We start from the raw sequence: 25524 nt of genomic DNA, 5'->3' as shown, positions 1-25524 counted from the left end.
GCCCGCCGTTACAGCGTCTGCAGGAAATCAACGATCGCGTTGATCTCCTGTTCAGTCAGAATTCGGTTGCGGCCGAACGGCGGCATCATGGTCTGCGGGTTGCGCCGGGTCTCGTCGAACAGGATCGCGACCAGCTCGTTGCGATCGGGGTACCTGGCCTTGAGGTCCTTCAGCTCCGGCCCGATCGTGCCCGGCAGATCGCCGCCCTTGATGACGTGGCAGGTCAGGCAATTGCCCTTGCCGCGGTCGAAGGCGAGCTTTTGGCCCTCGGCGACGGTCGATTGCGCCCATGCCGGGCGCGCGGCGAGGCCGATGAGGACGACCAGCGCGAGGAGCAGGGCGGGCTTGCGAGGACAGGCGGTCAAGGCGTCGTTCCGAGGCGTGATGTCGGGGTCTCGTAGCAGAAATATGGTGCTCAAAGCACAAACGACATGCCCTGACAATCAAGACTATGCAGGCCGCAAAATGGCGTTAATATCTCCCGCATTGCAACTGAAGAGATAGATCGTTCATCAAGCCGGCTTTGTCAGGCTTTGTTTTGGGGCTTTTGGTCCTTGCTGGCGTTTTGGTCTGCCTTCTCGATTTTCGGGGACGTGAATTGGCTGAATATGTCGTTGAATTTGGCAGGGACGGCGGCAGGGTCGAGCCTGACGGTCGCCTCGATGCGCCGGCCTTCCATCGCAATCACGAACCGCTCTGGGCCGCGCTCGGAAAGCATCTCGCCGGATGGTCCGGCGACGTGGTCGAGGTCGGCAGTGGAACCGGCCAGCATGTGGTTCATTTCGCCCGCCACACGCCCGATCTGGTCTGGTGGCCGAGCGACCTCAACCAGCGCCACCTGAAGAGCATCGAGGCCTGGCGGGTGCATTCGGGCCTGACAAACATCCGCAGCCCCTTGCGGATCGATCTGTCCGATCCCGACTGGTGCCCGGAGATGAAGAGCGGGCAGGGGCCGACCGATCTCGCGGCCGTGTTCTGCGCCAATGTCATTCATATTGCGCCCTGGGCGGTGGCGGAGGGACTGTTCGCCGGCGCCGGCCGCTACTTGCGGTCCGACGGCGAATTGTTCCTCTACGGTCCGTTCAAGCGCGACGGCAAGCACACCGCGCTGAGCAACGCCGTGTTCGACACCTCGCTGCGTGAAGGAAATCCCGAATGGGGTGTGCGCGACCTCGCCGACGTCGAGACGCTCGCACGCGGTGTGGGATTGCGTCTCATCGACACGATCGACATGCCCGCGAACAATCTGACGCTGGTGTTCGCGCGCGGGTGAGGCGCGAGGCCGTTAGGGCTCGCCATCCGCCCATCCGATCTTCTCCTTCAAGAACTGGAAGCCCAGCACCTGGAAGCCGGCGCGCTCCTTGTTGTCCTTGCCGTAGCCATGGCCACCGGCGGCCGGCTCGTAAAACCAGGCTTCATAGCCCATCGCCTGGAGCTTTGCGGCCATCTTGCGCGCGTGGCCGGGATGAACGCGATCGTCGCGCCGCGTCGTGGCGATCAGGATCGGCGGATAGGCCTGGCCGGGCGTTGCGTTGTGATAGGCCGAGTAGGTCTTCAGCCATTCCCACTCCTCCGGCTTGTCGGGGTCGCCATATTCGGCGATCCAACTCGCGCCCGCGAGCAGCTTGGTGTAGCGGCGCATGTCGATCAGCGGGATGGTGCAGAACAGCGCGCCGAAGCGTTCGGGATAACGCACCAGCATGTTGGTGATGAGGATGCCGCCGTTCGATCCGCCCTGCGCGGCGATGCGTTTCGGTGTCGTGACGCCGCGGCGGACGAGATCGGCGGCCACGGCCGCGAAATCGTCGTGTGACAGCTTCTTGCCGGCATAGCGGCCGGCATCGTGCCAGCGCGTGCCGAACTCGCCGCCGCCGCGCAAATTGGCCTGCACCGTGGTGCCGCCGCGCTCCAGCCAGAGCTTGCCGAGCGAGGAATTGTATTGCGGCCTGACCGCGAGCCCGAAGCCGCCATAGGCGCTCATATAGACCGGCGCATCGCCTGACACGCCGGCCGGGCCGGTCTGCACATACGGAATGCGCTCGCCGTCGACCGAGATCGCCTCGTGCTGTGTCACTATGAGGCCGTCTGCGTTGAACGTCTTCGGCGCCTGCTTCAGAACGGACGAGCTCCCGACGTCGCGCTCGATCAGCATCAGCGAGGGCGGCGTGAGCGGATCCTGCACATTGGCGAGCAGGTCGCCATTGCTCTCGGATTCGTGGTGATCGAGGCTCCAGACATCGACCACGCCGATGCCGGGAAGTCCTTGCAGCTTCTGTCGGCTCCAGCCCGACGCCGACGGCGTGCAGAGCTCGAACACCGGCCGCAACTCGTCGAGGATGGAGAGCAGGAGCTTGCCGCCGCTCCAGGAGAAGCCCTGCAGGGCCCGCCGGGGGCCAGGCTCGAACAGCACCGTGAAATCGCGGCTGCCGGCCAGGAATGCGGGCAGCGAAATGCCGAGCATCGCGTCGGCTTCATAGGTGTGGCCGGCAACAGACCATGTCTCGCGCGGCTTGACAGACAGCCAATCGCCGTGGGTCTGCATCCAGACATTGCTGGGCAGGTCGAGCGTCGTCGTTGCGCCGGCCATGGTGCCGAGCGAGGTGCGGAAATTGAAGAAGTCGGACTGGTCGACGAACCAGATGCGTTGTGCCGCCACAGTGTCATCGACGTGGCTGTACACGCGCATATGGTCGGCCGTCGTCTCGAACACCACCACCGCCTGCTCGATGCTGGTCCCGCGCCGCCACAGCCGCACGGTCCTTGCGTAGCCCGAGCTTGTCGCCATGCCGTTGCCGAGCGCGCTGGACAGCAGCAGCGTGTCGGCATCGACCCACTCGGCGCTGCTCTTCGCCTCCGGCAGCAAGAAGCCGTCGGCCACGAAGCTCCTGGTGTCGGTGTCGAACTCGCGCAAGGTCACGGCATCGCTGCCGCCACGCGACAGGGCCATGATGACCCGCGCGCTTCCGGGCCGCGAGGCGACGCCGCCGAACAGCCAGTCCTTGCCCTCCCTCGCCGCGAGCTGGTCGATGTCGAGCAGGATCTCCCAGGACGGGGTGGCCTTGCGAAATTCCGCAAGCGTGGTACGCCGCCACACGCCGCGTGGATGCTCTGCGTCCTGCCAGAGATTGTAGAGATAGCCGTCGCGCCGCCGCACATAGGGAATATTGTCCGGCCGATCGTAGATCGCCGCGAGAATATCGCGGTCGTGTTCGAACTGCGCGCCGCCGAATTTTTCCAGCGTCAGGTGGTTCTGCCGCTCGACGAATTCGAGCGCCCGCGGCCCCTCGATCTCCTCCAACCACAGCCATGGATCGTCGTCGGGAGCGCTGAGCGTGGGCCTGCTGTCGACGGACATGAGCGAAACTCCGTGAAAATGCGGCGGGATAGGATTTGATCGAACGCAAGCCGTCAAGAGCGCGGGCCTGATATCGTCCGCCCGATTGCGTCAGAGGCATGGCTTGCGCCCCTTAGCGCCGGTTGTCTGGTCGTTTCGGCCCCTCCATAGTGCCGGGAATCAACGAGGTCCTTCGGGCGGGAATGCCGATGATTGACGTGACTGCCACCAACGAGATCGCCGATGATGTCCGCGCGCGCGGCAATGTGGTGCGCCTTGCCGCCGCGCAGGCGCTGACCGGCGCCAACTCGGCGGTGATCTTCGCCACCGGCTCGATCGTCGGCGCCACGCTTGCACCTGATATGTCGCTCGCGACCGTTCCGCTGTCGATGTACGTCGTGGGTCTCGCCGCCGGCACGCTGCCGACCGGCGCGATCTCGCGCCGCTTCGGCCGTCGCGCGGCCTTCGTGATCGGCACCGGCCTCGGCACGCTCACCGGCCTGCTGGGCTCGTTCGCGATCCTGCATGGTTCGTTCGCGTTGTTCTGTCTGGCGACCTTCCTCGGCGGCCTCTACGGCTCGGTGGCGCAATCCTATCGCTTCGCCGCCGCCGACGGCGCCAGCGCCGTCTATCGACCGAAAGCCGTGTCCTGGGTGATGGTGGGCGGCGTGTTCGCCGGCGTGCTCGGTCCGCAGCTCGTGCAATGGACCATGGATGTGTGGTCGCCCTATCTGTTCGCCTTCAGCTTCCTGGTCCAGGCCGCGGTCGCGCTTGTCGCGATGGGCATCGTCGCCGGCGTCGACATACCCAAGCCGGCGCCGGCCGATCTGCATGGCGGCCGGCCGCTGCTGACGATCGTGACCCAGCCGCGCTTCATCGCGGCCGCGCTGTGCGGCGTCATCTCCTATCCCATGATGAATCTGGTGATGACCTCGGCGCCGCTCGCCATGAAGATGTGCGGCTTAAGCGTATCCGATTCCAATTTCGGCATTCAGTGGCACATCGTCGCGATGTACGGGCCGAGCTTCTTCACCGGCTCGTTGATCTCTCGCTTCAACGCACCGAAGGTCGTGGCCGCGGGTTTGCTGCTGGAAGCCGGTGCTGCCACCATCGGTCTTTCCGGCATTACCGCGATGCACTTCTGGGCGACGCTGATCGTGCTGGGCGTCGGCTGGAATTTCTCCTTCATCGGCGCCTCCGCGCTGGTGTTGGAGACGCACCGCCCGCAGGAGCGCAACAAGGTGCAGGCCTTCAACGATTTCCTGGTGTTCGGCTTGATGGCGATCGGCTCGTTCTCCTCCGGACAGCTGCTTGCGAATTACGGCTGGTCCGCGGTGAACATGGTGGTGTTCCCGCCCGTGGTGCTCGGCCTCATCGCGCTCTCGCTGGCGTCCTGGGCCCGCCGCCGCAAGGCCCGGCTCGAGGCGGCCATGGGCGAGTTCCCGGACGCGATTTGACTGGCAGGAGGTTGTCAGTAGTCTTGATACTTCGATCGCTGTCGAAGTGATTTTCGGCAGTTGGATCGTTACATGATGTTCGTCATCGACAGACGGGCGTAAAGCAAAGCGCTCGTGGGGGAGCTCAAGGACAAGCGCAAATGCTCGACAATCCCCGCTCCATCACCGCGATCGACGAATCCTCGCTCCGCTACCAGGGCTGGCGCATCGTTGCCGTCTGCTTCCTGCTCGCGACCTTCGGCTGGGGGCTCGGGTTCTACGGCCAGAGCGTCTATGTCGCCGAGCTGCAGCGTGCGCGGGGCTGGCCGACCTCGCTGATCTCTTCCGGCACCACGTTCTTCTATTTGTTCGGCGCGCTGCTGGTCGTCTTCGTCGGCGAAGCCGTTCGAACCTATGGCCCGCGGATCTGTCTGACCTCCGGCACGCTGGCGATGGCGGCCGCAGCCGTCGCGATCGGCGCGGTGCGGGAGCCCTGGCAGCTCTATCTGGCCGACGCGGTGCTCGCCTTCGGCTGGGCCGGTACCAGCCTCGCCATGATCACCAACACCATCAGTCTGTGGTTCGACCACAAGCGCGGCATGGCCATCAGCCTGGCGCTGAACGGTGCCAGCTTCGGCGGCATCGTCGGCGTGCCGCTGCTGGTGACCCTGATCAGCCACATCGGTTTCGCCGGCGCGATGTACGCTGCCGCCGGCGCCATGCTGGTGCTGCTCGTGCCGGTGATCCTGCTCGTCGTCGGCCGGCCGCCCGATCTTCACGGCTGGCGCGGAGCCGCGAAAGCAAAGCCGCAATCCTCGACCGAGGTTCGCAAGCGCGCGCTTCGCGACTTCGGCTTCCTCACCGTCACGATCGCGTTCGCGCTGGTGCTGTTCGCGCAGGTCGGCTTCATCGTGCACCTGATCTCGTTCCTCGATCCCGTGATCGGCCGCGAGCGGGCCGCCGTGGCGGTCGCGGTCCTCACCGCGATGGCGGTGGTCGGCCGCGTGCTGTTCTCGATCGTGATCGATCGCCTCAATCAGCGCCTTGCGTCCGCATTGTCGTTCCTCAGCCAGGCGGCCGCGCTCTGCGTCGTCATCATCATGCACAATGATTACGTGCTGATCGCGGCCTGCGCCGTGTTCGGCTTCTCGGTCGGCAATCTCATCACGCTGCCCTCGCTGATCGTGCAGCAGGAATTCGATTCGGGCTCGTTCGGCGTGCTGATCAGCCTGAACACCGCGATCAATCAGGTGACGTATGCCTTTGGCCCGGGCGTGGTCGGGGCGTTGCGCGACTGGTCCGGCGGCTATGCGCTGCCATTCTATCTCTGCATCGTGCTGGAGGTGGCGGCCGCGGCACTGATCATGGTGCGGGGGCGCCGCGGACGAGGATAGCGTGATAGCGCGACGTCGCCTCCACACACTCCGTCATTGCGAGCGCAGCGAAGCAATCCAGAATCTCTCCAGACAGTCTGGATTGCTTCGTCGCAAGGGCCCCTCGCAATGGCGGGGGAGCGGAGTTCACGCCTCCCGCTGCTTCAACAACGCCTCCACATCCAGCCGCTTCGTCACCATCGCGAGCTTGCCGTCCGGCCCGAACGGCCATTGCTCCCGCGGCTTGTCCCAATACAGCTCCACGCCGTTCTCGTCAGGGTCGCGCAAATACAGCGCCTCGCTGACGCCGTGGTCGCTGGCCCCATCCAGCGCAATGCCGGCCGAGAGCACGCGATGCAGCGCATCCGCGAGCGATGCGCGCGTCGGATAGAGGATCGCGGTGTGAAACAGCCCGGTGGTGCCGGGCGGCGGTGGCGAGCCGCCCTTGCTCTCCCAGGTGTTGAGCCCGATGTGGTGATGATAGCCGCCGGCGGAGATGAAGGCCGCGCCGGAGCCCATCCGCTGCATCAGTTCGAAGCCGAGCACGCCGCAATAAAAGCCGAGCGCGCGATCGAGATCGGCGACCTTGAGATGGACGTGGCCGATGCGGGTGCCGGCGGCAATGGCGGGGGCTTGCGACATGGTGTGGCTCCGTTGATCAACTCCACATAAGGCGCGCTTGGCGATGCTGCTACCGGCCCATCCCGAAACCCATCGTTTCCGGATACGAAACTATGACAGCTCCGGTACCTCACCCTCTGGCAGCTCGAACTCGAACGTGTTCAGCGTCATCGAGACCATCGTGTAATAGCCGCACAGCCCGATCACCTCGACGACGCCGCGTTCGCTGAGCAGTTTCACCGCCGCATCATAGAGCCCCTGTTCGACGCCGTGGCCCTCATGCAGCGACTTCGCGAGATCGTAGATCATCTTCCCCTTGGGTTCATCGAAATCGGGTGTGCGGCGGTCGCGGATCGCGTCGATAATGTCCGGCTTCATGCCGCCGGCCAGGGCGAGGCGTTTATGCGCGTACCATTCGTAATGCGCAGTCCAGTGCCGCGCCGTCACCAGGATTGCGATCTCCGAGAGCTTTGCCGGAAAGATCGTGTCGTAGCGCAGCATTTCGCCGAGCCGCGTGGCGTGACGGGCCATGTCGGGGCTGTTGAGCCAGGCCATCATCGGCGCCGGCGGCTTGCCGCGCTTGCCGGCAATCGACTCGTCGTAGGTCTGCCGCTGACTCTCGTTCATTTCGCCAGGCGAAAGAAGTTTCAGGCGCATTGGCGTTTCCTCTTTGTTTTCAAGCACTGTCGTGGTGGCGACTATAGCCGATGACGGATTGCGGAAGTGGTTGAATTCCGCGAGAGCTTGGCCCAGAGTCGCGCCCAACAAAATCCGACGTGATTGATGGAAACGACGATGAGCGAGACTGAGAGCGCCGAACTCGAACAATTCCGCAACGAGACGCGGGCCTGGCTGGAAGCCAATTGCCCGCCGGAGATGCGCAAGCCCGCGACGTCGGATGCCGACGTGTTCTGGGGCGGACGCAACGCAAAGTTCTCATCCGAACCGCAACGCATCTGGTTCGAGCGCATGCGCGACAAGGGCTGGACCGTGCCGGATTGGCCGAAGGAATATGGCGGCGGGGGCCTCAGCGCGGCCGAGCACAAGGTGCTGCGCTCCGAGATGGCGAGAATCGGCGCGCGCCCGCCGCTGTCGAGCTTCGGCATCTGGATGCTCGGGCCGGCATTGCTGAAATACGGCAACGAAGCGCAGAAGAAGGAGCATCTGCCCAAGATCGCCGCGGGCGAGATCCGCTGGTGCCAGGGCTATTCCGAGCCGAACGCCGGCTCCGATCTCGCCTCGCTGCAGACCCGCGCGGAGAGCGACGGCGACGATTTCGTCATCACCGGATCGAAGATCTGGACGTCCTACGCCAACTACGCCGACTGGATCTTCTGCCTGGTGCGCACCGACCCCGCGGCGAAGAAGCACGATGGCATCAGCTTCATCCTGTTCGACATGACCTCGAAAGGCGTCACCACCAAGCCGATCCTGCTGATCTCGGGTTATTCGCCTTTCTGCGAGACCTTCTTCGATGGCGTCCGCGTGCCGAAGTCGCACGTGGTCGGCACCGTCAACCGCGGCTGGGACGTCGCAAAATATCTGCTCCAGCACGAGCGTGCGATGATCTCAGGGATGGGCGAGCGCGGCGTCGGCCGTCCGCTGGGCCAGATTGCGGCTGATTCCGTCGGCACGGATGCGCAGGGGCGGCTTGACGATTCCATGCTGCGCGGCCGGATCGCGACGTTCGACGTCGATGAAGCCGCCCTTGCCGCCTGTGCCGAGCGCGCGGTCGATCTCGCCAAGGCCGGGCAGGCGCATCCGGCGTTCTCCTCGGCGATGAAATATTACGGCACCGAGCTCAACAAGCGCCGCTACGAGATCCTGATGTCGGCCGGCGGCGTCGATGCGCTGGAATGGGAGAGCGAGCGCTCGAAGCAGGGAGCCCGTCCGCGCGCCTGGCTGCGCACCAAGGCCAACTCGATCGAAGGCGGCACGTCCGAGGTCATGCTCGGCATCGTCGCCAAGCGCATCCTGGATCTGCCGGGGGCTTAAGGCTTTCCGTCGTTCCGGGGCGATGCGCAGCATCGAACTACGGTGCGCAATTGCGCACCTGAGAACCTCGAGATTCCGGGTTCACGCTTCGCGTGCCCCGGAATGACATCAACAACATGTATTTTCGCCAGACGTTAGAGACTTTGCACATGGCCCTCATCCTCACCGAAGAACAATCGATGCTCCGCGACAGCGCGCGCGGGCTGATCAGCGACAAGGCGCCGGTGTCGCATCTGCGTCACTTGCGCGACAGCAAGGATCCCACCGGTTTCTCCAAGGAGCTGTGGCACTCCTTTGCCGAGATGGGCTTTGCCGGCCTTCTGGTGCCGGAAGAATTCGGCGGCTCCGGTCTCGGCTTCATGGAAGCCGGTGTCGTCATGGAGGAGATCGGCCGCACCCTGATGCCGTCGCCCTTCCTTGCCACCTCCGTGGTCGCGGCATCGGCTCTGAATCGCGGCGGCAATGCCGCGCAGAAAACGGAGTACCTGCCGAAGATCGCGAGCGGCTCGCTGCTGGCGACGCTCGCGATCGACGAAGGCGCCAAGCATCGCCCGCTCCGAACCAACCTGCAGGCTGTGCGCGCCGGCAACGGTTTCAAACTGTCCGGCGCCAAGGCGCTGGTGGTGGACGGCCATGTCGCCGATCTCTTCATCGTCGCTGCGCGCACCGCAGGCTCCGCCGGCGAGCGCGATGGCTTGACCCTGTTTCTGGTCAACCCTGCGGCCAAGGGCGTTTCGGTCGAGCGCACCATCATGGTCGACGCTCACAATGCGGCGCGGATCGAGCTTGCAAATGTCGAGGTCACCGCGGACAGCGTGCTCGGCGAAATCGACCAGGGCGCTGCTTTGCTGGACGGCGTACTCGACATCGGCCGCGGCGCGGTCGCCGCCGAAATGGTCGGCCTCAGCGACGAGGTCTTTGGCCGTACCGTCGAGTATCTCAAGAACAGAAAGCAGTTCGGCAAGCTGATCGGCGAATTCCAGGCGCTGCAGCACCGCGCCGCCGAGCTCTATGTCGACATCGAGATCAGCCGCGCCGCGACAATGAAGGCGCTGCAGGCGCTGGATGCCGACGTCGCCAAGGCCGCATCAAGCGTCGCGGTCGCCAAGGCCCGCGCCGGCACCACCGCGACGCGCGCGGTGCAGGAAGGCGTGCAGATGCACGGCGGCATGGGCATGACCGACCAGTTCGACATCGGCTTCTTCATGAAGCGCGCCCGGGTGTGCGAGGAGCTGTTCGGCGACGCCAACTACCACACCGAGCAGCTCGCGCGGGCGCGAGGGTATTGAGGCTGACTGCGGAACGCGAGCGCGTGCCCCATCCTCGGTGTCGTCGCCCGGCTTGACCGGGCGACCCAGTACGCCGCGGCCTCTCCGTACCCGATTGACGTCTCTGGAATACTGGATCGCCCGTCAAGTGATCGGGCGATGACAGTCGAGGTTGTGGAAGGCGCCTACCTCAAGCTCGTCATTGCGAGCGAAGCGAAGCAATCCAGAGTCTTTCCGCGGAGGCAGTCTGGATTGCTTCGTCGCACCAGCGCAAAATTGCTTCGCAATTTTGTCGCGGGCTCCTCGCAATGACGGCGGTTAGAGCTGCCCGTCACCTCATCGGCGGCGCATACTGCACGCCGCCGGCATTCCACAGCTGGTTCATGCCGCGCGGGATCTTCAGCTGCGACTTCTCGCCGATATTGCGCTCGTACATCTCGCCATAATTTCCGACGTGGCGGATGATGCGCACGGCCCAGTCCTTGGTGAGGCCGAGCTGCTCGCCGTAATTGCCCTCGGTGCCGACCAGGCGCATCACCTCGGGCTTCTTCGACTTCAGCGCCTCGTCGATATTCTCCGAGGTGACCCCTAACTCCTCGGCATTGATCATCGCGTAGAGCGTCCACTTCACGATCATCATCCAGTCGTCGTCGCGCTGGCGCACGACGGGCGCGAGCGGCTCCTTTGAGATCACGTCAGGCAGGATCATGTGGTCGCCGGGCTTGGACAGGTTCAGCCTGAGCGCATAGAGCTGGGAGACGTCGGCGGTGAGCGTATCGCATTTTCCGGTATCGTAAGCCTTCACCACGTCTTCGAGCTTGTCGAACTTCACCAGCTCGTACTTCATGTTGTTGGCTTTGAAGTAATCGGCGAGGTTGAGCAGCGTCGTGGTGCCTGATTGCACGCAGACCTTGCTGTCGGCGAGATCCAGCGAGGTTTCCTTGTTGCGCGACCGCGGCACCATGAAACCTTCGCCGTCGTAATAGGCCACGGCAGGGAAATAGAGATCGTAGTCGAGCTCGCGCTTCATGCTCCAGGTCGAGTTGCGCGAGAGGATGTCGACTTTCCGGCTCTGCAATTCCTTGAAGCGCTCGCTGGCGTCGAGCGGAACGAACTTGGCCTTGTTCGGATCGTCGAAGATCGCCGACGCCACCGCGCGGCAGAAATCGACGTCAAAACCGGTCCAGTTGCCCTTGTCATCGGGGATCGAGAAGCCCGGCAGGCCCTTGTTGACGCCGCACAGCACTTCACCGCGACGCACGGTGCGCTTCAGGGTCCGGGTGTCGTAGAACTCGTAGGTGATGGCCAAGGCAGCGACCAGCACGGCGACCGCGAGCCCGATCAGCAGGCCGCCACGAAATGTGCGCATCATGTTGCTCTCTCGAAAAATCGGGGAATGAAATTCTGGAAGGGCGGGAAGCACGATCCCGAGGGATCGTGCTGGAATGATAATCTTACAGTTCAGGCTTCTGCCGGATCACCACCTTGGTCCCAATAGGCACGCGATCATAGAGATCGGCGACGTCGTTGTTGACGAGGCGGAAGCAGCCCGAGGACACCTTGGTGCCGATCGTATCAGGACGATTGGTGCCGTGGATGCGGTAGACCGTGGTGCCCAGATACATGGCGCGCGCGCCGAGCGGATTGCCGGGGCCGCCGGCCATGAAGCGCGGCAGATAGGGCTGGCGCTGGATCATCTCCGGCGGCGGAGTCCAGTCCGGCCACTCCTTCTTATTGGTGATGTTGACCAGCCCCTGCCACTGGAAGCCGTCGCGGCCGACGCCGATGCCGTAGCGGATCGCGCGTCCGCCGGGCTGGACCAGATAGAGGTGACGCTCGGCGGTCGAGATGATGATCGTGCCCGGCGCTTCGGTCGTGCGGTAGTACACGACCTGCTTCTGCCATTCCGGATCGAGCTGGTAGCTGTCGTCGGCGATCAAGCCCGGCTCGTCGCCGCGGTCGGGCTGCTGGGCGAAGGCTTGCGGTGCGGACAGGATCAGGCCCATCGCAGCCAACAATGTCCCGGTCAGGCGACGAAAATCCGTCATTTCAAGCTCTCCCCGCTGCCACAGCGCAAATCGTTCGGTTGCATCTGAACTCAGGGGCAGCTTCGTGGCAAGTTCAAGGCGCGCCCATTTGGTATGTCACGAGAAAGCTTTGGTTTTTTGACGGGACCGGCAATGCCACATCCAAGGGATGGCGCGAAAAGCAGCGCCCGGGACATCCTCGCCTGGCGGTGGAATGGTCGAATCTGCATGCATGAGTGATTTGACACGTTTTCTGACGCGAACCGGTATCTACGTTTCCCGTGGCAAGGGATTTATCTTGCCGGCACCTGCATTGTTGGCCAATTGATTGCGGTCAGTCCTCACAACCCAGCCAGTATTGATTGCCGCTCTGCGCGAGCAGCCGTAGCGGGACTACAGTCATTTGCGTCAGACGATCTGCCGGCAGAGCTCGATGAGCAAACGCGCTTTTCACAATGGCGGGATCTGTACGCCAGCGTCGTTGCCCCGGCAGATGTGGTCCGGTTTCCCAATCGGCCGTTTTCGGCTCATTATGAAGCCCTGCCGTTGGCCTCTACGGCAATAACGAGATTCCGGGGCTCGATCTCAAGTTCGCCCGTAACGTGACGTTCGGCTTCGCCTATGCCGGTCAGCTCGCGAAGCGCTTCCAGGACAACGGCGTCAAAACGGATCTCACGCTCAGGTTCGCAGCGGTGCCTGATATTCGGCCGCGAGAGTCTCGTCGGCCGAGGTGCTGCTCACGTGATTGAATAGCGGCGTCAGGACGAGTGTCAGAACGAGATTGAGCACCACGGCGTACAGCGCCGAATAGCCGGGGAAGGTGAAGGCGCCGACAGCAAGGGCATAGGTCGGCGTGAGGTTCGCTGCGACGAACATCGCGCTGCCGGCGACAATTCCCGCGGCCCATCCGATCAGGAGCGCCCACTCGTTGAACCAGCGCGTGTAGACGCCAAGCATCACGGCGGGCAGCGTCTGGATGATCCAGATTCCGCCGAGGAGCTGCAGGTAGATCGCAAATTTCGATGGCACGAAGACGATGAAGGCCAGCGCGCCGAACTTGACGATGAGCGACACCCATTTTGCCATCTGCGCTTCCTGCTTGTCGGTGGGCGCGCCGTTGATGAACTCGCGGTGAATGTTGCGCGTGTAAAGATTGGCGGCCGCGATCGACATGATCGCAGCCGGCACCAGCGCGCCGATGCCGACGGCCGCGAAGGCGATGCCGACAAACCATGACGGGAAGCTGTGGAGGAAGAGGGCGGGCACAGCAAAGTTGTTGCCGAACTGTTTGAAGCCGAAGGCATATTCGGGAAGCTTGCCGACGCCCGCGGCGATCGCGAAGAAGCCGACCAGCGCAAGCAGGCCGAGCATCAATGAATAGGCCGGTAGAAGTGCCGCGTTGCGCCTGACCGCGTGTCCGCTGCTGGCGCTCAGGATACCCGTGATTGAGTGGGGGTAGAGGAAGAGCGCAAGCGCCGAGCCGAGCGCCAGCGTCGCGTAGGCTCCGTAGGCCCCGGTCGTGTCGTCGCCTGGAGCCGTCAGCAGGAGTTTTTCGGCCGGTACGGCTGCGAAGATATTTCCAAAACCGCCGAGCTGGATGGGAACGACGATGATTGCGGCGAACGCCGTGATGTAGATCAGGATGTCCTTGACGATAGCGATGGACGCGGGGGCCCGCAGTCCGCTCGAATAGGTGAAGGCGGCGAGAATGACGAACGCGAACAGCAGCGGCAGGTCGCCGATGTAGCCTTCGCCGGAAACGCCCATCCCGCCGATCACGACCTGAAGCCCGACAAGCTGGAGCGCAATATAGGGCAACGTTGCGACGATGCCGGTGACCGCAATCGCCAGTGCGAGCCAGCGATTGCCGAAGCGCCCGCGGACGAAGTCGGCGGCCGTGATGTAGTTGTGCCGGTGGCAGACGTACCAAAGCCGCGGGAAAACCAGGAAGAGAATGGGATAAACGACGATCGTATACGGGACCGCGAAGAAGGCGACCGCGCCGGCCCCGAAAGCCAGCGCCGGAACGGCAATGAAGGTGTAGGCCGTGTAGAGGTCGCCGCCGATCAAGAACCAGGTGACGATCGTGCCGAAGCGACGTCCGCCAAGTCCCCATTCGTGCAACAGGTCGAGGTCCCCCTTGCGCCACCGCGCCGCGGCGAAACCGAGCCACGTGATCAGGGCAAATAGCACCAGGAAGATGATCAAGGCAGTCCAGTTGACGTCCTGCACGGCATTCCTCCCGATTGGCCTCCCTCGTTATCGTCTCCCCTCTTGCATGATCGTGCCCGCGGGTGGGCTAATCCTCCGTCGCGAAATAGACGATCGCGGTCAGGATGGCTCCAAGGATGACCCAGAGCAGCTGGTACCAGTAGAAGAATGGGATGCCGATGAGCTCGGGTTCGGCCGCGTTGTAGAAGGGGGGCCAGAGCACGGCGACGAATTGAATGAGGAAGAGCAGGTACCACCAGCTCCATCCGGCGTGTTTTTCCCCTCTCGGGCCGGTGGCTGCTTCCTGGACGTCGTATCTCGAACCGGTGCCATTTGACATGGGACCTCCTTCGCCGAGGTGCGCCGATGCCGGTCGATGATGCGGACGGGTGACGAGCTACTCTCGATGATCCCGGGCGGCGAAAGCTGGAGTTCGCACGCAGCTTTCTGATCCGCGGTCGTTGTCGTAACGCGCCACCTGTTCCCGGGTTCCATCCGCCTTTCGGCTATGGCGGGCCTTCAGCGCGCGGAGCGCGAGAAGCGATTGATCCCATCACATCGGCCAGCTCAAGCGTCGACGTCAGATCTCGTTATTCTCCGGCGCGATTGCGAGGCGCCGGACGATTTCGGCCCCCACGGCGCGCGCCTCAGGCCTCGAACCGATGCGGGGGCTGCGAAACTTCCGTCCGGACCGTAAGCGGATCGTGACGATGCAGTGCTCGTCCTCGGACCGGCCGCGGCGCTCGACCGTGATCGCCTTGACGTCGTGCCCAGCGATATGGTCCTCGCGCGGCGTGCCGTCGCCCCATAGGCGTTCGACGCGAATATCCTCCCGCCGGATGATCCAGCGGGCACCGGTGACGAGATTGGCAAATCGATAGACGCCGAACGCTGCGATCACGCCAAGCGGCAGCAGCATGACGTCGATCCATTGGGGCTGCAGGCCGCGCCAAAGCCTGTAGGCGTACGGCGCAACACTCAGTGCGACGACGATCAGCGCCGCGATCCGGATGTCTCGCTGCGAAAACGGCTCGACGGGGTCGCCAAGACGCATCTCGGGATTGCTGGCATCGAGCGGATTGACGGGCGCCTCGACATCAGGAACGTCGAACTGCGCAGCGATCCGCGCCACGGTGTCATGAACATGGGTGACGTCGGAGAGCGGCGGGGAGATCAGGCGTTCGCCCGAGGCCAGCGTAAAGGCCAGCTGGAAGCGGGCTTTCGCGGTTTTGCTGCCGGGAACCTGTAATCCGAGGATGTCATCTTTCGCGATGACCCGTGTCTGGAGCTTCCCGAACGGACGCTGCCGTCCGATCAGGATCTCCTCCGGCGTGATGATCCACACCACCGCCGGCGTCAGCATCACCACGCCGACGAACGCTGTGCCCGCCAGCAGCGCGACGACGGAGATGACGATCTCCAGCGCATCATGCGTGAACAGGCCCGGCGTGAAGCACAGCGCGACGGCCGCCGCCGAGCCGGCCACGACCAGCCGCTGCGCGATCGAGGAGCCTTCGCGAAGGCGGATGTCGTTGCTGGCGGTCGCGTCGTCCATTGCGGCGGCTGAGTTCGAGGCTCGCGAACCTCCACGGACGGGTCCGTGGAGTCAAGCAGCATCACAAAGCCGCCGCATCCGGCATCAGCTGCTGGCGTTCAGCAGCTTGGCCACAGTGCGGTCGATCTCGTCATAGCGGCCTTCGCCCGCATGCTGGAACACGATCTTGCCGCTCTGGTCGATGACGTATTGCGCCGGCCAATATTGATTGCGGTAGGCATCCCAGGTTTTGGAATCATTGTCCTGCGCCACCGGATAGGTGATGCCGTGGCGCTTCAGCGCGGCCTGCACATTGGAGGCTGAGCGCTCGAACGGGAATTCCGGCGTGTGCACGCCGACCACGACGAGGCCCTTGTCCTTGTATTTGGCATAGAGGTCGGTGACGTGCGGCAGCGTGTTGACGCAGTTGACGCAGCCATAGGTCCAGAAGTCGACCAGCACGACCTTGCCGCGGAGGTCGGCGATGCTGAGCGGCTTCGAATTGAACCAGTTGCTGATCCCGGCGAAGTCGGGCGCCGTCGCCGCCTGGGTCGCGGCCGCGATCTTGACCGGCGCGGGCGTCGCCTCGTCGCAGATGCCGGGGATGACGGCGCCGGTGACAGAGACGCCGACCAGCGCGGCGGCCACGGTAAGCAGTTTGAAAGTCATGGTCGTATCTCCGTTGAGGTGAAGCCATCACAGGCCGATCTGGCCGGTGGGATAGAAGCCGGTGAGCCACGCCACGATCAGCGTGTCGTATTGAAAGTAGGCGGCGAGCGCGAAGGCGATCACGACCACGCCAAAACCCTGCTGCAGCCGCGGCGAGATGCGCACCAGGCTGCGCACGCGCGTGGTCGCGGCCTGGCCGCCATAGGCGATCGCCAGCATCGGGATCGCAGCGCCGATCGCGTAGGCGATCAAAAGCGTGCCGGCCCAGGCGAGATTCGTCGAGGTCGCCACCAGCGTCAGGATCGAGCCGAGCACGGGGCCGGCGCAGGGCGTCCAGACCAGGCCGAGCGTGGTGCCCAGCACGAGCCCGCCCAGCGCGCCTTCGCGCGGCGCGCCGGCGGTGCTCAGGTTGAGCCAGCCATTGAGCCGGATCGACAACCATTCGAACGGCGCCGGCCACAGCATCAACAGGCCGAAGCCGAGCAGCAGGATCGCGGCCGCCTCGCGCAGCACGTTCGGATCGATATCGAATGCCCGCGTCACTGCGCCGAGCAGCAGCGCCACCGCGGAAAAGGAAACGACGAAGCCGAGCGCGATCATCGCAGGCCGCAGCTGCGACGTGCGTCCGATCGAGGCGCCGAGCAGGATCGGCAGCACCGGCAACGTGCAGGGCGCGGCGATGGTGAGGATGCCGGCGAGGATAGCGAAGAGAAGCTCGAGCATGGGGCACTCGTGATCGATGTCACGAGAGCAGTTCGGGATCGAGGTGCCGGCCGTTACGCGCTGTCACGCGCTCGTGACGGGGCGGCCGCACCCGGCCCCAAATACAAAACGACCCGGAGGGGGGCATCCCGTCCGGGTCGTTGGAGGTCCTTGGGAGGTTTAAGCAAAACCGTATGGGAGCCTTATAGGGACGAAGTTTTTCCGCCTGATGTTGTGCTTTGTTTCATTTGTTTCGTCGGCGGTAACGCTTTCGTGTCCCGGGATCGAGCCGGGAAACGAGCTCTATCCGCTTGAAATCATTGACTTAAGCCGCGAAGCGGTCGACCCCGCAACCCTTAAGCAGATCAGCCAGCTGCTTGCGGGCATAGAACATTCGCGTCTTCACCGTGCTCTGGGGGATGCCGATGATCTGCCCGACCTCCTCCACCGACTTCTCGTGGTAGTAGACGAGGGTGATGATCTCCCGATGCGCCGGTGACAGTTTTGCGACGCAGGCGCGCAGGATGGCGCTGGTGTCGCTGCGGTCGAGCGAGCTCTCCGGGGTGTCGCAGCTGTCCGGGATCTGACGCACGTCTTCCTGGTCGATGTCCTCGAACCGACGCTGGCGCATCGCGGTCAGCGCCTTGAAGCGGGCGATCGAGAGCAGCCAGGTCGATACCTGCGAGCGGCCCTGAAACTGGCCGGCGGTCCGCCACACGTCCAGAAACACCTGGCTGACCAGGTCTTCCGCGGTGGTGGCATCGCGCACCACGCGCAGGATGAAGCGGTAGACCCGCACATTGTGCCGGCAATAGAGGATGTGCATGGACGTCCGGTTGCCGTCGGCAATGCTTTCCAGAAGCATGTCGTCCGAAGTCGCCTGAGCGGCAATGATGCTCTGACTGGCCTGGGCGTTGATGGCGATGACGTTCCGCATTGACTTGGCTCCCCGGTGCGCCGCAACCGAGCGGCGTTTCCCTGGACCAAAGTGTTAATGAGCCAACGTTTCGGGACGTCTGCACGAAAAGGAGAAAATGGTTTCGTGCGCCGATAAATTGTTTCGTCGCTCAAATCGCGACGAAACATTCGGAGCAAAAAAGCGTGGAATTTCAAGGGTTGGAAAATACGGTACTGCGGAATTGGACTGGGAGGAACGAATTTCCGGGGCTTGCGTTACGTCGCGCCATACCCATTGCCGTCGTCCTGGCGAATCCGCGACCCGCTACAGCACCCCCGTGTTGTGCCTACGCCTTCTCGCCCTGGGGCGAGAACAGATAGCCGCCGCCGCGAATGGTGCGGATCACGGCGGGCTTGGTCGGGTCCGGTTCGATCTTGCGGCGGATGCGCATGATGCGCAGGTCGACGGCGCGGTCGAAGGCTTCGGCGTCGCGCGCATTGGCGAGCTCGAGCAGGCGCTCGCGCGACAGCACGCGCTTCGGATTGGCGGCGAACACTTTCAGCAGCCCGAACTCGGACGCCGTCAGCGGATGCTCATTGCCTTCGTCGTCGCGCAGCGCCTGGGCTTCGAGATCGAGCCATTTGGTGCCGAAGCGCACCAGTTGATCCTTGTCCGATTTCGCCGGCGCTGCATCAGACGCGGCGGCCCTTGCCGGCGCGCTCCGCCGCAGCACCGAGCGGATGCGCGCCATCAGCTCGCGCAGCTCGCACGGCTTTGCGACATAATCGTCGGCGCCGAGCTCGAGGCCGACCACGCGGTCGATCGGGCTCGCGGTCGCCGTGAGCATGATGACGGGAACGTTGGTGCGGCTCTTGAGGTCGCGAATGATCGAGAGGCCGTCTTCCTCGGGCATGTTGAGGTCGAGCACGACGAGGTCGGGCATGCCGCCGTCGATCGCGGCGCGGAGCGACTTGCCGCCGTCGCACAGCGTCACGGTGAAGCCGTGCATCCTGAGGTAATCGCCGACCATCTCTCGGGCCGGCGCCTCGTCGTCGACGATCATGATGTGCTGGCTTTGGGTCATGTCGATACTCGAATTACGGCATATCGGTCGCGGGCAGGGTGATGGTGAAGGTCGAGCCCTTGCCCGGGCCGTCGCTGTCGGCCGTCACCTCGCCGCCATGCATGTCGATAATACGCTTGACGATGGACAACCCAAGCCCCGTTGAGCTCTCGCCCGCGGTCGGCTTTGCGGACAGCCGCTGGAACCGGCCGAACAGGCGGCCGAGATCTTCCGGCGACAGGCCGGCGCCTTCGTCGCTGACACGAATGATGGTGTCGTTGCCCTCATGGCTGACCGCGACGCTGATCTTGCCTGCGATCGGTGAGTATTTGATGGCGTTGCTGATCAAATTATCGATCGCCTCGCGGATGCGATCCGTGTCGCACATGGTGACGATATTGGCCGGCGCGCTGACGCTGATCGCCTGCTGCTTGTTGACCGCGAGCGGCTGGTTGGCCTCGGCGACCTCCTTCACCAGGGCTGCGACGTCGACCGGCTCGCGGCGGATGGTGATGTCGAAGGCATCGGCCATCGCGTCCGAGATCAGATGGTCGACCATCGTGGTCAGGCGCTTGGTGGCGTCTCTGATATGATCGACCTGGGAGACGACGCCTGCGGCCGAGGCGCCGGTCGAGATCAGCTCCTTCAGCATCTCGGTGCGGCCGAGGATGACGCCGAGCGGGTTCTTCAGATCGTGCGCGACGGTGCCGAGGATTTCGTTCTTGAAGCCGTTGGCGCGCTGCAGCCGCAGCCATTGCGCCGAGAGCCGGCGATTGGCCTGCATCAGCGCGCGGGTGCGCTGGGCGACGCGGTCTTCCAGCTGCGTGTTGGCGTCCTGGAGCTGCTGGTAGAGGATGACATTGTCGAACGCGATCGACAGCCGGCTGGAGAAGATCTCGACCAGCGAGCGATCGGTCTCGGACAGCTCGCGCTCGGCCTGCAGCAGCACCACGACCTCGCGGCCCGAGCCGGTACGCAAGTAGATCACGCTGCGGTGGTCGGCGAATTCGTTCTTGCGGCGCTGGAAGGCGTCCTCCACCAGCTGGCGCAGATCGGGGTCGAGCGCCTTCGACGAGGTGGTGCCGATGAAGCGGCTGTAGCAGCCGCTGCCGGCGAGCACCGAGAGTTCGGCGTCCATGCCGCCGTTGTCGCGCAGCACCAGGATGCCGGCGCAGTCGACATTGAGCAGCGAGGCGAGCTGGGTCAGCACGCCCTCGGCCAGCCGCTGCATCGACTTGAAGTCGTACAGCGTCGAGGCGGCGTCGATGATGATCTCGAGCCCGCGCCTGGTCTGCACCATGCGCTCGAGCTGCTGGTAGGAGCGCAGCGCCGCGGTCAGCGAGGTGAACAGCTTGTCGGCGGTGAGCTCGGTCTTGGCCTTGTAGTCGTTGATGTCGTACTGCACGATCACGCGCCGCTCCGGCGCCTGGCCGGGCTGGCCGGTGCGCAGGATGATGCGCACCGTTTCGTTCTTGAGCACGTTGCGGATGTATTCGACCAGCTCGAGGCCGGCGACGTCGGTCTCCATGATGACGTCGAGCAGCACCGCGGCGATGTCGTCGTGCTCGGCCATCAGCTTGCGACCTTCCGCCGCGGAATGGGCGGAGAGGATTTCCAGGCCGAGGCCGTTGAGGCTGTAGTCGGACAGCGCGAAGCGGGTGCCGTCATGCACGGCCGGATCGTCGTCGATGACGGCGATCTTCCATTTCCGGGCGTCCATATCCTCCGACGCGGTACCGGTGTCGTCGATCAGGTGGAGGACATCGTCCTGTTCGGCCATTGAGAGGTCCCGTCACTTTCTGTGCTTTGCGCGCCGCCCTTGGCGATCCGCGGCATGATAATCCGGAAAGTCGTGCCTTGTCCCAGCTTGGATTCCAGCATCATCCGCCCGCCGAGCTGCTGGGTGACAAGGTTATAGACGATATGCAAGCCCAGTCCCGTCCCGCCTTCATTGCGCCGCGTGGTAAAGAATGGGTCAAAGGCCTGGCGCTGCACGTCGGGGGTCATGCCGGCCCCGTCATCGGCGAAGATGATTTCGATGTCCTCGGTGCCGCGCGGCCGGGCCGAGATCGTGATGGTGCCGGCGCGACCGTCGGCAAAGGCGTGGTTGGCGGCGTTGAGGAACAGGTTGGTCAGGATCTGGCCATAGGAGCCGGGATAGCCGTCGAGCAGGAGTCCCTCGGGCACGTCGACTTGAAGCGTGGTCGGCGAGCGCTTCAGCACGGGCCGGAGGCTCGCGATGATCTGGTCGGTGGCTTCGCTCAATGAGAATTGCCGCCGCTCGGCATGGGAGCGGTCGACGGCGACCTGCTTGAACGACTGGATCAGCTCGCCGGCGCGGTGCAGGTTGGCGACCAGCTGCTGCGAGGCGTCGCGCGAGGACTGCACGAACTCCTCCAGTTGCGAGCGGCGCAGTCCGCCGTCGCCCTTGAGCTGGGCCTCGAAGATCTCGCTGCGCCTCGCAAGGCTCGAGGCCACCGTCAGGCTGATACCGATGGGGTTGTTGACCTCATGCGCCACCCCCGCGACGAGGCCGCCGAGCGCGGCGAGCCGTTCGGCGTCGATCAGGTTCTGCTGCGCTGTGTTGAGCTCGAGCAGCGCGCTCTCGGCCTTTTCCTTCGACGCGCGCAGCTCGCCTTCGGTCTGGCGCTTGGCGATCGCGTTCTCGCGGAACACCTCCACCGCGCGCGCCATGGCGCCGACCTCGTCGCGGGCTTTGGTGCCCTGCACCTCGCGGTCGAGATCGCCGAGCGTGATCGCCCGCATCGCGGTCATGATCTGCTGCAGCGGCAGCCGGATCGAGAGCGCGATCAAGACGCCGGCGGAGAGGATGATGCCGAGGAAGATCACTGCTATCGAGAGAACACGACGAGAAATATCCGCCAGCGTGCGGTCGAACGTCTCCTGCGCCTTCTGCTCGCGCTGGCGCATCTTGGTCGAGAGATCGTCGATGGCCCCGATCGCCTCGGCCTGGCTGGCGTCGATGGTGTTGCGCAACAGTTCGGTGCGGTTCGTCAGCTGCTCGGAAAGTTTGGCAAAGCCCTCGCGCAGCGCCGCAGTGCGGGCCCCGAGCTTTTGCAGCGCCATCTTCTGGAGATCGTTGTCGGCAAGATCGATCATCACGGGAATGGTCTTCTCGATCGTCTCGGTGTTGCGGCGCGCATCGTCGGCCGCGCCAGGCGACAGCGACAGATAGTAGGAATTGGCCGCGACCAGCATCGCGGTGAAGGCTTCGCGCGACTTGCCGAGCGAAGGCCAGATCAGCGCGTCGCGATGGCCGGTGGCGCCCTCGATGATGGAATAGAGGCCCGCCATGTCCTTGGCTGGGCCCTGCACCTGCTCCTCATAGGTCTTGGCGATGGTTGCCTGCACGGTGCGCAGCTCGCCGAAGCCGTTGAGGAAGCGGTCGGTGGTGCGCTCCAGCTCCTCGACCGAGCCTGACAGCATCGGGTCCTTGGCGGCGCGGTCGGTCAGCGTGCCCAGCACGGCCTCGCGCAGCAAGAGGATCTCGGCGAACAGGTCCGGGCTTGGCTGGTTGATGTAGCGGTGGATCAGGTTCTGCAGCCGCCCGGTCTCGCTTTCGAGCAGCGCCAGGATCCGGTCGGATTCGCGCACCTGCCGCACGTCGTCCCAGGCGGAGCCCAGCACCTGCGCGCCGTTCCAGATCATCGCCACCAGCACGATCACCACGGCGGAGTTCAGCGCCGCGATCGACAGGATGCGCCAGCGGATCGGCACCGCCCGCAGCACGCCCACGAGCCGCGCGCGCAGCCGCCCGATCGGGCCGGGTGGCCGCTCTGCGATCTCGCTGGTGCCGGGCGCGATCACGCAGCGTCACTCCACCTTGCGAATGCGTTCGATCAGCGCCGCCGCGGCGGGATCCCTCGCCGCCTTGGCGTAGATCGGCGCCATTGCGTCCTCGAACGGCTTGCGGTCGATGTCCTTGATCACGGTGATGCCGGCGGCTTCCGCCTTGTGCTGCGACTGCTCGTCGAGGTCGCGCCATTTCTCGCGCATGAACCGGCTGGAGCGCTGCGCGGCCTCCCTGAAGATGGTCTGGTCCTCGGCGGACAGGCTGCGCCAGGCCTTGAGCGAGATCACCAGCACCTCCGGGCTCACCGTGTGCTCGGTGAGCGTGTAGTAGCCGGCATATTTGTAATGGTCTGTCGTCACGAAGGATGGCCAGTTGTTTTCCGCGCCGTCGATCAGATGGGTCGCGAGCCCCGTGAGCACCTGCCCATAGGGCAGTTCGACCGGCTCGGCGCCGAGCGCGCGGATCATCTCGCTCATCAACTCCGATTGCTGGACCCGGATCCGCAATCCCCTGAGGTCGGCAAGGCTCTTCACGGGACGAACGCCGTTGTAGATCGAGCGGGCGCCGGAATCGTAGAAGCACAGCCCGACGAAGCCGTAGGGCTCGAAGCTGTCGAGGATCTCCTTGCCAATAGGCCCGTCCAGCACCTTCTGCATGTGCTCGATGGACCGGAACAGGAACGGCATGGCGAGCACATTCATCGCCGGGACGAAATTGCCGATCAGGGCGACATTGGTCCGGTTGAGGTCGATCGCGCCGGCGCGGGTCTGCTCGATCGTCTCTTTCTCCTCGCCGAGCTGGCGGGAGTGAAACACCTTGATCTCGTGCCGGCCTTTGGTGCGCTCGGCGATCAGCGCGCCCATGTAGCGCAGCGCCTGGACGGTCGGGTAGTCCTCGGTCTGGGTGTCGGCGGCGCGGAATTCGCGCGCAGCAGCATTCGTCGCGCAAATGGCGAGCAGAAGCGCAACGAAAATCACCCCGGTCCGTGAGAGTTCGGCACGGTTTAGCACTGGCACACTCAACCCCTCAGTGATGGAGTCTATGGCGGGACCAAAAGGTTCAATGCAATCTAGCAGATGGTAAAGGGAAGGCCATCCCGGCGCTGGCCGGCCGAGCGATTGTGCGGCGTGGCCCACCTTCATTCCCGGTTGAAACCGCAGGTCGCGCGCCTTAAGCAGGGTATCGTCGTCTTTTACCGCTTGATCCGGGGCGCGCCATCGTGACTTCAGCAATCCGCCTCTTGCAGGTCGCCGCCGCCACGCTGGCCCTCGCCTTGAGCTGCGAGGCACGCGCGACAACCGATATCGCCTGGTGGCACGCCATGTCGGGCGAACTCGGCAAGCAGCTCGAGAAGCTCGCCGCCGACTTCAACGCCTCGCAGTCCGATTACCGCATCGTGCCGGCCTACAAGGGCAACTACACCGAGACGGTGACGGCTGCGATCTTCGCCTTCCGCTCGCGCAGCCAGCCCGCGATCGTTCAGGTCAACGAGGTCGCCACCGCCACCATGACCGCGGCGAAGGGGGCGATCTATCCGGTCTACAGCATGATGCGCGACATGGGAGAGCCATTCTCGCTCAACGATTATCTCCCGGCGGTCTCCGGCTATTACACCGACGCATCGGGCAATCTGCTGTCGTTTCCATTCAATTCCTCGACGCCGATCCTCTATTACAACAAGACCATGTTCCGCGCCGCCGGCCTCGATGCCGAGACGGCGCCGAAGACCTGGCCCGAGCTTGGGCAGGCGGCAAAACGCCTGCGCGAGCACGGCGCGGTCTGCGGCTTCACCACCTCTTGGCCATCCTGGATCCATGTCGAGAATTTTTCGGCGTTTCACAACCTGCCGCTGGCCACCCGCGGCAACGGCTTTGCCGGCCTCGATGCCGAGCTGACCATCAACAATCCGGTCGTGGTCAAGCACGTCGCCCAGCTCGCCGAATGGCAGAAGACGAAACTGTTCGACTATAGCGGCCGGGGACAGGCGGCCGAGCCGCGCTTCCAGAACGGCGAATGCGGCATCTTCATCGGCTCCTCGGCGACGCGCGCCGACATCAAGGCCTTCTCGAAATTCGAGGTTGGCTACGGCATGATGCCGTACTGGCCTGACATTGCGGGCGCGCCGCAGAATTCCATCATCGGCGGCGCCACGCTGTGGGTGCTGCGCGACCGGCCGCGCGAGGAATACAAGGGTGTGGCGCGGTTTTTCGCCTATCTGTCGCAGCCCGGCGTGCAGGCCGCCTGGCACCAGAACACCGGCTATCTGCCTGTGACCCGCGCCGCCTTCGAGCTGACGCGCGCGCAAGGATTCTACGAGCACAATCCGGGCTCTTCGATCTCGTTCGAACAGATCACGCTGCATCCGCCGACCGAGAATTCGAAGGGCATCCGGCTCGGCTCCTTCGTGCTGATCCGCGGCGCGATCGAGGACGAGCTCGAGCAGGCCTTTGCCGGCCACAAGAGCGCCCAAGCCGCGCTCGATTCCGCGGTGGAGCGCGGCAACAAGCTGCTCCGCCAGTTCGAGCGCGCCAGTCCGGAACGGTAATGTTGCGGATGAGCTTGGCTGGCGCTGAAGCCAG

The 25524-nt window shown here is 64.3% G+C and carries 22 protein-coding genes; 6 read left to right on the top strand and 16 right to left on the bottom strand.

Annotated elements, in window-relative coordinates:
* Positions 1-8 precede the first annotated feature (8 nt).
* Positions 9-365 carry a sulfur oxidation c-type cytochrome SoxX gene (gene soxX / locus XH88_RS14180; RefSeq protein ID WP_271668906.1) on the bottom strand — a complete coding sequence of 119 codons (357 nt, stop codon included), beginning with the start codon at positions 363-365 and terminating at the stop codon, positions 9-11.
* Between the two features lie 233 nt (positions 366-598).
* Between soxX and XH88_RS14175 the strand changes: the two genes are divergently transcribed.
* Positions 599-1273, top strand: coding sequence for a DUF938 domain-containing protein (locus XH88_RS14175; RefSeq protein ID WP_271668905.1), 675 nt, complete (start codon positions 599-601; stop codon positions 1271-1273).
* Positions 1274-1285: 12 nt separating this feature from the next.
* Here the strand turns inward: XH88_RS14175 and XH88_RS14170 are convergent, their stop codons facing one another.
* Positions 1286-3355, bottom strand: a complete 2070-nt coding sequence (locus XH88_RS14170; RefSeq protein ID WP_271668904.1) for a prolyl oligopeptidase family serine peptidase — start codon at positions 3353-3355, stop codon at positions 1286-1288.
* A 188-nt stretch (positions 3356-3543) separates the two neighbouring features.
* Between XH88_RS14170 and XH88_RS14165 the strand changes: the two genes are divergently transcribed.
* On the top strand, positions 3544-4791 hold the full coding sequence (locus XH88_RS14165; protein ID WP_271668903.1) for an MFS transporter: 1248 nt from the start codon (positions 3544-3546) through the stop codon (positions 4789-4791).
* Positions 4792-4931: 140 nt separating this feature from the next.
* Positions 4932-6164 (top strand): MFS transporter, encoded by a 1233-nt coding sequence (locus XH88_RS14160; RefSeq protein ID WP_271668902.1) that lies wholly within the window; start codon positions 4932-4934, stop codon positions 6162-6164.
* Positions 6165-6290: 126 nt separating this feature from the next.
* Here the strand turns inward: XH88_RS14160 and XH88_RS14155 are convergent, their stop codons facing one another.
* Entirely contained in the window at positions 6291-6785 is a 495-nt protein-coding gene (locus XH88_RS14155; RefSeq protein WP_271668901.1) for a VOC family protein, read from the bottom strand.
* Between the two features lie 90 nt (positions 6786-6875).
* Positions 6876-7421 (bottom strand): carboxymuconolactone decarboxylase family protein, encoded by a 546-nt coding sequence (locus tag XH88_RS14150; protein WP_271668900.1) that lies wholly within the window; start codon positions 7419-7421, stop codon positions 6876-6878.
* Positions 7422-7559: 138 nt separating this feature from the next.
* Here XH88_RS14150 and XH88_RS14145 point away from each other — a divergent pair, with 138 nt between their 5' ends.
* Both XH88_RS14145 and XH88_RS14140 read left to right on the top strand, forming a co-directional pair.
* Positions 7560-8759 (top strand): acyl-CoA dehydrogenase family protein, encoded by a 1200-nt coding sequence (locus XH88_RS14145; RefSeq protein WP_271668899.1) that lies wholly within the window; start codon positions 7560-7562, stop codon positions 8757-8759.
* 149 nt (positions 8760-8908) lie between these two features.
* Positions 8909-10048: an acyl-CoA dehydrogenase family protein gene (locus XH88_RS14140; RefSeq protein ID WP_271668898.1), complete on the top strand. Its 1140-nt coding sequence runs from the start codon at positions 8909-8911 to the stop codon at positions 10046-10048.
* A gap of 310 nt (positions 10049-10358) precedes the next feature.
* Here XH88_RS14140 and XH88_RS14135 read toward each other — a convergent pair whose 3' ends face one another.
* From XH88_RS14135 to XH88_RS14080, 12 genes are all read right to left on the bottom strand, one after another.
* Positions 10359-11396 (bottom strand): amino acid ABC transporter substrate-binding protein, encoded by a 1038-nt coding sequence (locus XH88_RS14135; RefSeq protein ID WP_271669063.1) that lies wholly within the window; start codon positions 11394-11396, stop codon positions 10359-10361.
* Positions 11397-11481: 85 nt separating this feature from the next.
* Positions 11482-12075 (bottom strand): L,D-transpeptidase, encoded by a 594-nt coding sequence (locus tag XH88_RS14130; protein ID WP_271668897.1) that lies wholly within the window; start codon positions 12073-12075, stop codon positions 11482-11484.
* Positions 12076-12732: 657 nt separating this feature from the next.
* Positions 12733-14286, bottom strand: a complete 1554-nt coding sequence (mctP, locus tag XH88_RS14125) for a monocarboxylate uptake permease MctP (RefSeq protein ID WP_271668896.1) — start codon at positions 14284-14286, stop codon at positions 12733-12735.
* Between the two features lie 67 nt (positions 14287-14353).
* Entirely contained in the window at positions 14354-14605 is a 252-nt protein-coding gene (locus XH88_RS39225; protein ID WP_442868439.1) for a DUF3311 domain-containing protein, read from the bottom strand.
* 240 nt (positions 14606-14845) lie between these two features.
* A complete protein-coding gene (locus XH88_RS14115; RefSeq protein WP_271668895.1) occupies positions 14846-15820 on the bottom strand; it encodes a hypothetical protein in 975 nt (324 codons plus the stop codon).
* An 84-nt stretch (positions 15821-15904) separates the two neighbouring features.
* Positions 15905-16468, bottom strand: a complete 564-nt coding sequence (locus tag XH88_RS14110; RefSeq protein WP_271668894.1) for a thioredoxin family protein — start codon at positions 16466-16468, stop codon at positions 15905-15907.
* Between the two features lie 27 nt (positions 16469-16495).
* Positions 16496-17191, bottom strand: a complete 696-nt coding sequence (locus XH88_RS14105) for a cytochrome c biogenesis CcdA family protein (protein ID WP_271668893.1) — start codon at positions 17189-17191, stop codon at positions 16496-16498.
* Between the two features lie 304 nt (positions 17192-17495).
* Complete coding sequence (locus XH88_RS14100) at positions 17496-18107, bottom strand: sigma-70 family RNA polymerase sigma factor (protein ID WP_271668892.1); 612 nt, start codon at positions 18105-18107, stop codon at positions 17496-17498.
* Between the two features lie 307 nt (positions 18108-18414).
* On the bottom strand, positions 18415-19152 hold the full coding sequence (locus tag XH88_RS14095; protein ID WP_271668891.1) for a response regulator: 738 nt from the start codon (positions 19150-19152) through the stop codon (positions 18415-18417).
* 13 nt (positions 19153-19165) lie between these two features.
* Entirely contained in the window at positions 19166-20911 is a 1746-nt protein-coding gene (locus tag XH88_RS14090; RefSeq protein ID WP_271668890.1) for an ATP-binding response regulator, read from the bottom strand.
* Positions 20881-22911, bottom strand: coding sequence for an ATP-binding protein (locus XH88_RS14085; RefSeq protein WP_442868443.1), 2031 nt, complete (start codon positions 22909-22911; stop codon positions 20881-20883). The genes XH88_RS14090 and XH88_RS14085 overlap by 31 nt, the downstream gene beginning before the upstream one ends.
* A gap of 54 nt (positions 22912-22965) precedes the next feature.
* Complete coding sequence (locus XH88_RS14080) at positions 22966-23961, bottom strand: TRAP transporter substrate-binding protein (protein ID WP_271668888.1); 996 nt, start codon at positions 23959-23961, stop codon at positions 22966-22968.
* Between the two features lie 203 nt (positions 23962-24164).
* On the opposite strand from XH88_RS14080, the gene ugpB reads away from it, so the two are divergent.
* Complete coding sequence (gene ugpB / locus XH88_RS14075) at positions 24165-25490, top strand: sn-glycerol-3-phosphate ABC transporter substrate-binding protein UgpB (protein WP_442868438.1); 1326 nt, start codon at positions 24165-24167, stop codon at positions 25488-25490.
* Positions 25491-25524 lie beyond the last annotated feature (34 nt).

The organism is Bradyrhizobium sp. CCBAU 51627, assembly GCF_028128765.1.
Classification (GTDB): domain Bacteria; phylum Pseudomonadota; class Alphaproteobacteria; order Rhizobiales; family Xanthobacteraceae; genus Bradyrhizobium.
This window is presented reverse-complemented; position numbering and strand designations above follow the sequence as displayed.